The organism is Ruegeria sp. CDSB086, from assembly GCF_059611065.1.
Map to the genome: position 1 here is coordinate 1 of NZ_JBXWOV010000006.1, position 12,004 is coordinate 12,004.

Annotated in this window: 17 protein-coding genes; 16 read left to right on the plus strand and 1 reads right to left on the minus strand. The window is 55.4% G+C overall.

The genetic code is table 11. The annotated features are described in order from the left end of the window. The 9 genes from AC2FIO_RS12930 to AC2FIO_RS12970 all read left to right on the plus strand — a co-directional run. Window positions 1-77, plus strand: a 77-nt coding sequence (locus AC2FIO_RS12930; protein ID WP_211198660.1) for an EF-Tu C-terminal domain-related protein, incomplete at its 5' end; no start/stop codon positions are given. Between the two features lie 292 nt (window positions 78-369). Then, entirely contained in the window at window positions 370-1,182 is an 813-nt protein-coding gene (locus AC2FIO_RS12935; RefSeq protein ID WP_496698113.1) for an FkbM family methyltransferase, read from the plus strand. A 296-nt stretch (window positions 1,183-1,478) separates the two neighbouring features. Beyond that, a complete protein-coding gene (gene rpsJ / locus AC2FIO_RS12940) occupies window positions 1,479-1,793 on the plus strand; it encodes a 30S ribosomal protein S10 (RefSeq protein WP_008756422.1) in 315 nt (104 codons plus the stop codon). An 18-nt stretch (window positions 1,794-1,811) separates the two neighbouring features. Further along, entirely contained in the window at window positions 1,812-2,537 is a 726-nt protein-coding gene (gene rplC, locus AC2FIO_RS12945) for a 50S ribosomal protein L3 (protein WP_058272361.1), read from the plus strand. Then, complete coding sequence (rplD, locus tag AC2FIO_RS12950; protein ID WP_050605826.1) at window positions 2,534-3,151, plus strand: 50S ribosomal protein L4; 618 nt, start codon at window positions 2,534-2,536, stop codon at window positions 3,149-3,151. The genes rplC and rplD overlap by 4 nt, the downstream gene beginning before the upstream one ends. Further along, window positions 3,148-3,444, plus strand: a complete 297-nt coding sequence (locus AC2FIO_RS12955) for a 50S ribosomal protein L23 (protein ID WP_058272362.1) — start codon at window positions 3,148-3,150, stop codon at window positions 3,442-3,444. The genes rplD and AC2FIO_RS12955 overlap by 4 nt, the downstream gene beginning before the upstream one ends. A 134-nt stretch (window positions 3,445-3,578) precedes the next feature. Next, on the plus strand, window positions 3,579-4,589 hold the full coding sequence (locus AC2FIO_RS12960; RefSeq protein ID WP_496698116.1) for an aldose epimerase family protein: 1,011 nt from the start codon (window positions 3,579-3,581) through the stop codon (window positions 4,587-4,589). Between the two features lie 272 nt (window positions 4,590-4,861). Next, the gene (locus AC2FIO_RS12965) at window positions 4,862-5,896 is read left to right on the plus strand and encodes a fatty acid desaturase (protein WP_109312777.1); all 1,035 of its coding nucleotides are present in this window, start codon (window positions 4,862-4,864) and stop codon (window positions 5,894-5,896) included. A gap of 245 nt (window positions 5,897-6,141) precedes the next feature. Continuing rightward, window positions 6,142-6,318, plus strand: a complete 177-nt coding sequence (locus AC2FIO_RS12970) for a hypothetical protein (RefSeq protein WP_050605905.1) — start codon at window positions 6,142-6,144, stop codon at window positions 6,316-6,318. A gap of 190 nt (window positions 6,319-6,508) precedes the next feature. Here AC2FIO_RS12970 and AC2FIO_RS12975 read toward each other — a convergent pair whose 3' ends face one another. Then, a complete protein-coding gene (locus AC2FIO_RS12975) occupies window positions 6,509-7,648 on the minus strand; it encodes an MBL fold metallo-hydrolase (RefSeq protein ID WP_496698119.1) in 1,140 nt (379 codons plus the stop codon). A gap of 146 nt (window positions 7,649-7,794) precedes the next feature. On the opposite strand from AC2FIO_RS12975, the gene AC2FIO_RS12980 reads away from it, so the two are divergent. The 7 genes from AC2FIO_RS12980 (at window position 7,795) to AC2FIO_RS13010 (ending at window position 11,990) form a co-directional block, all read left to right on the plus strand. After that, complete coding sequence (locus tag AC2FIO_RS12980; protein WP_496698121.1) at window positions 7,795-8,367, plus strand: TetR/AcrR family transcriptional regulator; 573 nt, start codon at window positions 7,795-7,797, stop codon at window positions 8,365-8,367. 266 nt (window positions 8,368-8,633) lie between these two features. Beyond that, window positions 8,634-9,476: a 50S ribosomal protein L2 gene (gene rplB, locus AC2FIO_RS12985; RefSeq protein ID WP_008757664.1), complete on the plus strand. Its 843-nt coding sequence runs from the start codon at window positions 8,634-8,636 to the stop codon at window positions 9,474-9,476. 3 nt (window positions 9,477-9,479) lie between these two features. Beyond that, window positions 9,480-9,758, plus strand: a complete 279-nt coding sequence (gene rpsS, locus AC2FIO_RS12990) for a 30S ribosomal protein S19 (RefSeq protein WP_010437056.1) — start codon at window positions 9,480-9,482, stop codon at window positions 9,756-9,758. A gap of 3 nt (window positions 9,759-9,761) precedes the next feature. Further along, on the plus strand, window positions 9,762-10,142 hold the full coding sequence (gene rplV, locus AC2FIO_RS12995; RefSeq protein WP_039538267.1) for a 50S ribosomal protein L22: 381 nt from the start codon (window positions 9,762-9,764) through the stop codon (window positions 10,140-10,142). Then, the gene (gene rpsC, locus AC2FIO_RS13000) at window positions 10,142-10,852 is read left to right on the plus strand and encodes a 30S ribosomal protein S3 (protein WP_058272367.1); all 711 of its coding nucleotides are present in this window, start codon (window positions 10,142-10,144) and stop codon (window positions 10,850-10,852) included. Before rplV ends, rpsC begins: the two co-directional genes overlap by 1 nt. Window positions 10,853-10,864: 12 nt before the next feature. Continuing rightward, the gene (gene rplP, locus AC2FIO_RS13005) at window positions 10,865-11,278 is read left to right on the plus strand and encodes a 50S ribosomal protein L16 (RefSeq protein ID WP_058272368.1); all 414 of its coding nucleotides are present in this window, start codon (window positions 10,865-10,867) and stop codon (window positions 11,276-11,278) included. 163 nt (window positions 11,279-11,441) lie between these two features. Beyond that, window positions 11,442-11,990, plus strand: a complete 549-nt coding sequence (locus AC2FIO_RS13010; protein ID WP_496698124.1) for an amino acid synthesis family protein — start codon at window positions 11,442-11,444, stop codon at window positions 11,988-11,990. The last annotated feature ends 14 nt before the right edge of the window (window positions 11,991-12,004 follow it).

Consider the following 12,004-nt stretch of genomic DNA (forward strand, 5'->3'; position numbering starts at 1 on the left):
AAAACGGCCTGCGTTTTGCCATCCGCGAAGGCGGCCGCACCGTCGGCGCCGGCGTCGTGTCGAAAATCGTCGAGTAAGGCGCGCTTGTCGCGCCTGGTTGCGGCAGGCTATTTTCCTCAGGGAAATCTGCCGAGAGCAACACGGTGAGAAACCAAAGAAGGCCGCTCCGTCCGGGGCGGCCTTTTTTTCATTTTGCGGTTTCTGAACCACGTTTGTCCGCAACGCAAACTGTCCGAATTTTCCCTTCTGTTGCTGAACCGCGCAGAGTTTGAAACAACCGTCCGATAAGACGGTCTGGTTAATTCCCCTGCGGCTCAGACACCGACCCAGAACCAGTCGTTCATTCCGAGTTGTAGTATTTCCGAAGAAGTGCTTTTTAGAAAACCGCCGCCAACAAAACAGGCGTTGGCCCACAAGGAGTACTTTGAAATGGACGAAACCGTACAAAGGCTGTCCAGACGTTTGAAACGACGCGGATACCAGGTTTTGCCAAACAAGGAAACGGGCGAATACATTAGCAGTCTCGGTTTTCAGGTCCAGACGGTATTTGATGTTGGTGTTGCCGGCGGCACAGCGCATTTGTATGCGGCGTTTCCGGATTCAAAATTTGTTTTGATCGAGCCGATTGCAGACTATGAAACAAAGCTACGAAGAAAATGGGCGGACAAAATCAATTTTGATTTTCACGCCTGCGGTGTTGGGGCGGAAAACGGGCAGACAACGCTGCGTATCCCAACGGTCGGTGCCCGATCATTTGGAACGCGCGCGACTATGCTTGAGTTCGATGATTCTGCTACGGCGCACATATCGAAAATCGAAGAAAGACAGGTGCCCGTGAAAACACTTGACGAGATCGCTTCGACCTACAAAGGACCTTTCGGCCTTAAGATTGATACCGAAGGTTTCGAAATCGAAGTAATTCGGGGCGCGTCGGAAATGCTGAAAAACTGCGCATTTGTCTTGGCCGAGGTTTCAACACGCCGTCGTTATCAAGGCGGCTACAAGTTTAGCGATTTTGTTTCGGTTATGGCAGGTCAGGGGTTTGAACTGCACGATTTCATCAGACCGCCGTCGCCGCAGGCAACCGATTGCGACGCGATTTTTGCACCTTTTAACAGCCCTTTGTTTGACTTTCGGGATTTGAAGCTATCGCGCATTGCAGCGAAGGGCGTAAAGCCGTAGGAGGAAGTCGTTCTTTCCTTCTAGATACGTGCGCCCATGGGCACGGGTAGTTCCGGTTTTGCCGCGATAATACTTGGTTGATGCGGCGTGGCGGGTTCGAGATGTTTGGCGGCAGTCAAATCCAGAATTAGTAAGCCTGAAAAACCCCTTGCCAAACCCCCCACACCCCTGTAGATCGCGCGAGTTCTCTTCAAGAATATCGAGGCGGGGTGATTCCCGCCTTTTGGGTTCGAAGAGGGTTGGCGATGCGCGCTTGTCCTCCTCTCAACCTCAACGCCTGATAAAAGGCTGTTATTATGCAAAGCCAAAACATCCGTATTCGGCTGAAGGCATTTGACTATCGCGTTCTGGATGCCAGCACGCAAGAGATCGTCAACACTGCCAAGCGGACCGGCGCGAACGTGCGCGGTCCGATCCCGCTGCCGAACAAGATCGAGAAGTTCACGGTTCTCCGTGGCCCTCACGTTGACAAGAAATCCCGCGACCAGTTCGAGATCCGCACGCACAAGCGTCTGCTCGACATCGTTGATCCGACCCCCCAGACCGTTGACGCGCTGATGAAGCTCGACCTCGCCGCTGGTGTGGACGTCGAGATCAAGCTGCAGTCGTAAGATCGGAGGGTATAGATTATGCGCTCTGGTATTATCGCAAAAAAAGTAGGCATGACCCGCCTGTTCATGGAAGACGGCAAGCAGATCCCTGTGACCGTTCTTCACCTGGACGGCCTGCAGGTCGTTGCACAGCGTACCGCTGACAAAGACGGCTACACCGCCGTTCAGCTGGGCGCAGGTGCTGCCAAGGCAAAACGCACCTCGAAGGCTATGCGCGGTCACTATGCCGCTGCAAAGGTCGAGCCTAAGCGTAAGCTGGCCGAGTTCCGCGTCTCCGAAGATGGCCTGATCGAAGTGGGCGCCGAGATTTCGGCAGAACACTTCCTGGAAGGTCAGAAGGTTGACGTTTCGGGTACCTCGATCGGTAAAGGCTTTGCCGGTGCAATGAAGCGCCACAACTTCGGTGGTCTTCGCGCCTCGCACGGTGTTTCGATCAGCCACCGTTCGCATGGTTCGACTGGCCAGTGTCAGGATCCGGGCAAGGTTTTCAAAGGCAAAAAGATGGCCGGTCACATGGGTGCTGCCCGTGTAACCACCCAGAACCTGGAAGTCGTCAAAACCGACGCCGACCGTGGTCTGGTCTTCATCAAAGGCGCCGTTCCCGGACCAAAATCGGGCTGGGTTACCGTCAAGGACGCCGTCAAGAAGAAAGCACCGGAAGGCCTGCCTTTCCCGGCAGCCGTAAAAGGTGCTGCAACTGAAGCACCTGCGGAAGAAGCTCCCGCGGAAGGTGGTGAAGCATGAAACTTGATGTAATCAAACTGGACGGCGGCAAAGCCGGCAACATCGAGCTGGACGCCGATCTGTTCGGCCTTGAGCCGCGCGCGGACATCCTGCACCGTGTGGTCCGTTGGCAGCGCAACAACGCGCAGGCTGGCACCCACAAGGTCAAGACCCGTTCGGAAGTGTCCTACTCGACCAAGAAGATCTATCGCCAAAAAGGCACCGGTGGCGCACGCCACGGCGCTCGCTCGGCACCGATCTTCCGGGGTGGTGGCGTTTACAAGGGTCCGGTCGTGCGTTCGCATGGTCACGACCTGCCGAAGAAGTTCCGTAAACTCGGTCTGCGCCACGCGCTGTCTGCCAAAATGGCAGCTGGTGAACTGGTTGTGATCGAAAACGCCGAAGCCGAAGGCAAGACCGCTGCACTGGCCAAACAGGTTGCAAACCTGGGCTGGAAACGCGCTCTGGTCATCGACGGGGCGACCGTGAACGAAGGTTTCCTGAAGGCGTCGCGCAACATCGAAGGTTTGGATATCCTGCCGTCGATGGGTGCAAACGTTTATGACATCCTCAAGCGTGACACTCTGGTGCTCACCAAAGCGGCTGTCGAAGCACTGGAGGCTCGTCTGAAATGAGCGCGAAGGCAGAACACTACGACGTGATCCGCAAGCCGATCATCACTGAAAAGTCGACCATGGCGTCCGAGAACGGCGCGATTGTCTTTGAAGTGGCGATCGACAGCAACAAACCGCAGATCAAAGAAGCGGTTGAATCGCTGTTTGGTGTCAAGGTGAAGGCGGTCAACACCACCATCACCAAAGGCAAAGTCAAGCGGTTCCGCGGCCAGTTGGGCAAGCGGAAAGACGTCAAAAAAGCATATGTGACCCTGGAAGAGGGTAACACCATCGACGTAAGCACCGGTCTCTGATCGGACTCGTCTTTGGGAAAAAACATGGGGCCCCTGCTGATGCAGGGGCCTTTTTTGTTGGCGCAGCTCATCTGGCCGCGTTGAACTTGGCCCGGACCTGTGCACAGTGATCTCTAGGCAGTGAGACGGGTGATATGCAGGCTGAACAGCAGGTTCGCGATTTCGGGAAAACCCGGGATGGTCAGATCGTCAGAAGCATCGATATCGGGCAGGGGACGCTTTCTGCGCGTATCCTGACCTATGGCGCAACGCTGCAGGATCTGCGTTTGCAGGGTTTTGAGCATCCTCTGATATTGGGGTGGCCAGAGATTGCAGGCTATGAAGACAGCACTGCTTACCTAGGAGCCATGGTGGGCCGTTGTGCCAATCGGATCGCGCGCGCGTCATACAGTTTGGATGGTGCAAACTACCAGCTGGATCGCAATTATTTGGGCACTCATACGTTGCACGGCGGAACGCAAGGTATGCATTGTTTGGTCTGGGAAATTTCCAGCGTTACACCGGGCGCGGTCACTTTGCAGCTGACCCTGCCTGATGGCCATATGGGCTTTGGCGGCGACTTGGAAGTGGCGGTGACCTTCCGAGTCGAGGCGGAGGCTACATTGAGTATCGAAATGGAAGCGCGGACAACGTCGGCAAGCCTTTGCAATCTGACCCCGCATATCTACTTCAACCTCGACGGTGGAGCAGACATCCGCCAGTACGAACTAATGGTGCGCGCAGAACACTACACCCCTGTTGACGGGGACCTCATTCCCACAGGCGAAGCGCTTAGCGTTGAGGGCACGCCCTTTGATCTGCGGTCACCGCGACCTTTGGGGGGCTGGGCATATGATCACAATTTCTGCCTGTCCGATCAGCGTCTGCCTTGTCGTCCTGTGGCGACGCTGACCGGATCGTCCTCAGGTCTTTCGATGCATCTAGAGACGACCGAGCCGGGTTTGCAGGTCTATTCTGGTGCGTCTTTTGATGAAGGTCCACGCATTGGCTTGGGTGGCCAACCCTACGGCCCTTATTCGGGCGTCGCTTTGGAACCACAGGTCTGGCCCGATTCAATCAACCAGCAAGGGTTTCCAAGTGCGGTATTGCGCAAGGGTCAAACCTATCGCCATGTTTCGCGATACGTGTTTCAGAGCGAGGATTAAGGTCAGGCGGTTCCATGGCCAGTTGGGTCGCCGGAAAAGGGAAAAAAAGCACTTTTTGATCTAGGCAGAGGGTTACACTATCGATGTGAGCACCTATCTCTGATCGGATCCGCCTACGGATAAGCGTGAGGGTCGCCGCGAAAGCGGAGGTTTTCTTGAGCAACAACACCAGAGAAAATGAGCGCGACACATTCGCCTCAGCCAGAATTCGCTTGCTATGCCGGATCGGTAGTCTATGCGGTTTCTACAAACATAAGTGACATGGCAGGCGCATGACAAAACCCTATCTCTCGACCCCGGACAAACCGGATGTGACCGCCGCGCGGGATTGGGTTACGACACTTGCCAAATACCGCGAGCCGAACCAGTGGCGCAGCTCCTTTGAGCTGGGTGTCAGTATTATCCCTTTCTTCTTGCTATGGGCGCTGTCCTGGATGTCGCTTTCGGTCAGCTATTGGTTGGCTTTTGCGATTGCCGTTCTCAACGCGGCCTTCCTGCTGCGCTTGTTTGCGATCCAGCATGATTGTGGGCACGGAGCGTTCTTCAAGAACCGGTCGGTCAGCGACTGGGTTGGGCGGGTCATTGGTGTATTGACCCTGACGCCTTATGACGTCTGGCGTCGCACGCATTCCAACCATCACAACAGCTCGGGGAATTTGGACAAACGGGGAATGGGCGATATCCACACTTTGACAGTCACCGAGTACCGGTCAAAGACGCCCATGAACCGGTTCTGGTATCGGGTTTATCGCAACCCCATTACACTGTTTGTCCTTGGCCCCGGCTACCTGTTTCTGTTCCAGAACCGCCTCCCGCTGGGTTTGACGGGCAGCGTCAGGTTTTGGGTCAGCGCGATGAGCACCAACCTTGCCATTCTGGCTGCGCTCGTGGCCGTATACTATTTTGGCGGCCTGATGCCGGTGCTGCTGATCTTTCTGCCCTCAACCCTGATTGCCGCGACCGCGGGCGTGTGGCTGTTTTACGTACAACACCAGTTCGAGGATACGCATTGGGACGCTGATAAGGACTGGCAACTGCATGAGGCTGCCTTGCACGGCAGCTCGCATTACATCCTGCCATCCGTGCTGCAGTGGTTCAGCGCCAATATCGGCATTCACCACGTGCACCACCTGTATAGCCGCATCCCGTTCTATCGCCTGACCGAAGTGCTGCGCGACCATGATGAGCTGGCCAACAGCAACAAGATGACCATCCGTGAGAGCCTCGCCAACGCGCGGTTGCATCTGTGGGACGAAAATAATCGCCGTTTGTTGTCCTTCGCCGAGGCGCGCGCGCTGTATGGGTGAGGGGTGTTCCGCTGGGTGGAGCACAACGGGAAAGACGTCAAGAAATAGCATGTGACCCTGGAAGAGGGTAACACCTTCGACGTGCCCACCGGCCTCTGATCGGAGCTGCCCTTGGGAAATGACGAAAGCCCCCCACGCAAGCGGGAGTTTTTGTTATTTGAATCTCTGTTCTGAACCTGCTCTGTCAGATTGGCCCTGAGAAGCTGCCGTTGCTTCGACTGCGCAGAGCAGATAGGCATACAGGTATGAAACATGTACCCAAAGAAACAACAGATGAGGCCCTTATTCAGGAGTTTCTGGATAAAGGAGGCAAAGTCAGCGTCGGCAAAACCAAACCCGCGCCCGCTGAGCTGGGTTTGAGCAAGAATGTCTGGAACGCCAAGCTGACCAAAGAAGAGAAGGCCGCGCGCGACAAGAAGTGATTGTGCGAGGCCGGTTGGGCAAGCGGAAAGACTTCAAATAGAAATGTGCCCCTCGAAGAGGGGAGCACACATCGACGTGTCCAGCGGTCTCAGGTCGAATTCGTTTTGGGAGCGACAAAGGCCCCAGCGCTAGCAGGGGCCTTACTTTGTGAGGATTGGTACCGAGCTGTTTTTGGCACGCTGATCGTGTTTAGTAGAGGTCGCCGTCCGAAGCCTGCAGGATGTTGACCACGCCTTCGTCGATCATCTCTTGCAGAACGCTGAGCCGGTCAAAGTCCTCAGGGCTGTTGTAGTTCTGAACATGAACCATGACGATTCCTTTGACGCCGCTGTCATCTTGTAACTTCTTCATGTCGCTGGGGAACATGTGGTAGGCGCCGATGACCTTCACTTTTTCTTCCTCGGAGTCACCGCCCCAAGGTGCGTACTTGATATTCTTGCGGGTAATGCCCTCGATAAATAGTAAGTCAGCATCTTTGGCTGCATTCACCAGGCCTTCCGAGTAGTGCCCGTCGCCGCCAAAGACGAGAACACGGCCGTCGGGTTTGGTCGTAAACCTGTAGGCGTGGGTATTCTCTAAAAACCCGTGCGCTGTCGGGAAGGCTTCGACCAGAACATTGTCATCTTCAAAAATCTTACGTCCGTTGACGTCAACATGTGGCCAGACCGGCACCCCAACTGCGGTTGCGCCGTCAAATTTCTGCACTGTCGATCCTTGTGCCATTTCGTTGCGGTCAATGCGCCATGCGTCGTTGATGCTGGCCATCATCTCGTCGACACCGGCGGGGCCGTAAACTTTCTTGTCGACGACGGCCAGGTTCGACCCGAATTTGAACGGATTCAAAATGAAAGACGGCAATCCAACGGTATGATCTTCGTGCAGGTGGGTCAGGAACATGTATTTGATGTTCGGGACGTTCATGATCGTTGCCAGATCCATTGCGTCCTGAGACTGAACCGATTTACCCAGCGCGCGCCACCAGCCTTCACCAGCGTCAATGAAATAGGGATAGTCGTTTACGATTACCGCCAGAGCCGGGCCATAACGATAGGGGTTGGGATTCGGGTCGCCGCTTCCCATGACCAGAACTTTGGACGGCTTGTCGGTCGGCGAACGATCTAGTGGCCCTCGGTTCTCAAATATTGGCCAGTTTCCGGGCGAACTGAAGGCCGTCTTCATATTCTTCATTTGCGTGAACGGCACGTTGAGATGGTTCTGCTCTGTTGTTGCAGCACCGGCCGCAAGATTTTCTTCCCAGGTTTGCGCAGTTGCAGTTGTTGCAATGACGCAAGCTGTCGCGAGCGTTGCTGATAAAAGTTTCTTAGGCATCGTACATCCCCCTTTAGGTCTGAAAACCTCAACCATTCGAATATGTATATTGGGTACCTTTTGGTATGTTACATACTTAATGGTCTGTAAAGTACTTTTTGGTATGTACGCCTTGACGGAACGCAATTTTGGCTTAAAAAAAGGGCATGCGCGACGCTGAAAAATCCCCGCCTCTTCCCCGATATGACCGTGAAAGATGGTTAGAAACAGCCCTTAATGTCCTTGCGACAGAGGGGGGTGCCCGGCTGCGAATCGACTCTCTCGTCAAAAACCTTGGCGTGACGAAGGGCAGTTTTTATCACCACTTCAAAAACCGTGATGAGTTTGTTCGGGCGCTGATCGACTACTGGTCCAAGGAGTTTACGGAGTCGGTCATCAACGATGTCAATTCGTCCGAGGCTTCACCGTCAGAGCGCCTGTTGTCGTTAACGCAATATGTAGAGTCAGAACGACTCGATCAATTTGATATCGCTTTCCGATCCTGGGCAGCTCAGGACCCCGTCGTGGCCGAAGCCCTGAAAGAAGTCGACCGCAGGCGATATGAGTTTGTGAAGGGGGTTTTCGAGGCTATTGGATTTGAGGGTGCCGAGCTGGAAATGCGGGTCAGGTTGTTTCTTGTATTTGTAAGCGCGCGCCGGTCTGTGTACACGCCACAAAGCGCGTACGATTCAGCGAGCGAAACACTCCTGAGGCATGAATTCCTCACTAAAAAACGCTAATTGGTATACGAACCAACAAGAGGTTCTAAAGGCGCTCTTTCGATCAGGGAATAAAGGGGGAGTGAGACACATACATAATGTTCTTGATTTCTATAGACACCCACCCCCAACACTGCTAAACGCACCCAATCTTGCGGCCTCGGATTCGTTCCGGGGCCTATGATATTTGAAACCGGGGACCTTCGGGGCCCTATACCTTTGGCACCTACGGGGGCCTATCACATAGCGGGGAAATCCCCGCACTTGCTAAACGGAAGACAGAAAGCATGGCACTCAAGTCGTACAAGCCGACGACGCCGGGCCAGCGCGGGCTGGTGCTGATCGACCGTTCGGAGCTTTGGAAAGGACGTCCGGTCAAGTCTCTCACTGAGGGTTTGACCAAATCGGGCGGCCGGAACAACACCGGACGGATCACTTCACGCCGCCGCGGCGGTGGCGCAAAGCGTCTCTACCGGATCGTTGACTTCAAACGGAATAAATTTGATGTCGCGGCAACCGTCGAACGGATCGAATATGACCCGAACCGGACCGCATTCATCGCACTGGTAAAATACGAAGACGGCGAGCAGGCATATATCCTGGCTCCGCAGCGTCTGGCTGTTGGTGACAAAGTCGTGGCATCCGCCAAGGCTGACATCAAGCCGGGCAACGCAATGCCGTTCTCGGGCATGCCCATCGGTACCATCGTCCACAACATCGAGATGAAGCCTGGTAAAGGCGGTCAGATCGCACGTGCGGCTGGTACTTACGCTCAGTTCGTTGGTCGCGATGGCGGCTACGCTCAGATCCGTCTGAGCTCGGGCGAGCTGCGCATGGTCCGTCAGGAATGCATGGCCACCGTCGGTGCCGTGTCCAACCCCGACAACTCGAACCAAAACCTCGGTAAAGCCGGTCGTATGCGCCACAAAGGCGTGCGCCCGTCGGTTCGTGGTGTTGCAATGAACCCGATCGATCACCCGCACGGTGGTGGTGAAGGTCGTACCTCGGGTGGCCGTACACCGGTTACTCCATGGGGTAAGGACACCAAGGGTAAGCGTACCCGCAACAAGAACAAAGCGTCCCAGAAGCTGATCATCCGCTCGCGGCACGCCAAGAAGAAGGGACGTTAATCTATGTCTCGCTCTGTTTGGAAGGGTCCTTTCGTCGATGCTTATGTGCTCAAAAAAGCCGAAGCAGCGCGCGAGTCGGGCCGCAACGAAGTCATCAAGATTTGGTCGCGTCGTTCCACCATTCTGCCCCAGTTCGTGGGTCTGACCTTTGGTGTGTACAACGGCCATAAGCATATCCCCGTCAACGTCTCGGAAGACATGATCGGTCAGAAGTTCGGTGAGTATTCGCCAACTCGTACCTATTACGGTCACGCCGCTGACAAAAAAGCGAAGCGGAAGTAAGTCATGGGCAAGGAAAAGAACCCCCGCCGCGTGGCTGAAAACGAAGCAATGGCGAAAACGCGCATGCTTCGCACTAGCCCGCAGAAACTGAACCTGGTTGCGCAAATGATCCGCGGCAAGAAAGTTGAGAAGGCTCTGACCGACCTGACTTTCTCGAACAAGCGTGTCGCGCAGGACGTCAAGAAGTGCCTGCAGTCCGCAATCGCCAACGCCGAGAACAACCACAATCTGGACGTTGACGAGCTGATCGTCGCCGAAGCATGGGTTGGCAAGAACCTGGTCATGAAGCGCGGTCGCCCGCGTGCCCGTGGTCGGTTCGGCAAGATTATGAAGCCGTTCTCGGAGATCACCATCAAGGTGCGTCAAGTTGAGGAGCAAGCCTAATGGGTCATAAAGTAAATCCGATCGGCATGCGCCTGCAGGTGAACCGCACCTGGGACAGCCGCTGGTACGCTGATACCAAGGACTACGGTGATCTTCTTCTGGAAGATCTGAAGATCCGTGAGTTCATCAACAAAGAGTGCAAGCAGGCCGGTATTGCCCGTGTGATCATCGAACGTCCGCACAAGAAGTGCCGCGTTACGATCCACACTGCGCGTCCTGGTGTCATCATCGGCAAGAAAGGTGCAGACATTGAAGTGCTGCGCAAAAAGCTTGCTCACATGACTGACAGCGAGCTGCACCTGAACATCGTCGAAGTGCGCAAGCCCGAGCTTGACGCGCAGCTGGTTGCCGAGTCCATCGCTCAGCAGCTGGAGCGCCGGGTTTCGTTCCGTCGCGCGATGAAACGGTCTGTTCAGAACGCCATGCGCATGGGCTCTCTGGGTATCCGGGTGAACGTCGCTGGCCGTCTGGGCGGCGCCGAAATCGCACGGACTGAGTGGTACCGCGAAGGCCGTGTGCCTCTGCACACACTGCGCGCCGACATCGATTACGCACAAGCCGAAGCGATGACCCCCTACGGGATCATCGGGATCAAGGTCTGGATCTTCAAAGGTGAGATCATGGAGCACGATCCGCAGGCACGTGACCGTAAAGCACAGGAACTCCAGGACGGCCCTGCACCTCGTGGTGCTGGTGGCGGTCGTCGCTAAGGAGGGAAAGATATGCTTCAACCAAAGCGTACTAAATTCCGCAAGATGCACAAAGGCCGGATCAAGGGTGAAGCCAAAGGCGGCTCTGATCTGAACTTTGGCACCTATGGTCTGAAAGCTCTTGAGCCTGAGCGTGTAACTGCACGCCAGATCGAAGCTGCGCGTCGTGCCATGACGCGTCACATGAAGCGTCAGGGCCGTGTCTGGATCCGCATCTTCCCCGACACCCCGGTCACTGCAAAGCCGATCGAAGTTCGTATGGGTAAAGGTAAAGGTTCGGTCGACCGCTGGGCATGCAAAGTCAAGCCTGGCCGCGTGATGTTCGAGATCGACGGCGTCAATGACGACATCGCACGTGAGGCCCTGCGCCTGGCCGCGATGAAGCTGCCGATCAAGACCCGCGTAGTGATCCGCGAAGACTGGTAAGCGATTGGGCGAAAGCCCTTCGTAACAAGATTAACCCCCGTCGGGACACCGGCGGGGGTTTTCTTTTTCGTCAGCCTATTGTGATCCATCCCATCGTTTCGTGAAAGAAGTCGACGATTGTCCATGGCCCCCATAGGCTGACAATTGTGAATGGGAGGGTCATATGTTTCAGCTGCGCAAGAAGGTATTCATCAAAGAGGTCATAACCACCGATCAATTGGGGCAACTATGTGCTCCGGTCTGCCGGGTTGCAGCTTTGGCAGTCATACAGAACCCACTCGCCGGTAAATTTTCGGAAGACTTGTCCGAGCTGTTTGAAATAGGTGGTGCGCTCGGCGCTGACCTCGCGGCCGACGCTGTTTCTCAACTCGACGGTTCTCCGATTTCGTATGGTAAAGCAGCGATTGTTGGCGCGAATGGCGATCTCGAACAAGGCGGCGCACTGATCCATCCGAAACTTGGCGCTCCTATGCGTGCTACAGCGGGTGGGGGCGAAGCTGTCATTCCGTCCAATGCCAAGCTCGGGGCACCGGGATGTTCAATCGATCTGCCGCTTGGGCACAAGGACAACCCGTGGTCCTTTGACCATTTCGATACCATGACTTTGAATATTCCGGATGCGCCGAAACCGGACGAGATCGTCATGTGTCTGGCCTACGCAGATGGCGGACGCCCGATCCCGCGCTGCGGTTCGGGACCGGTCAAAAACTGAAGGCTGGCCGGGGC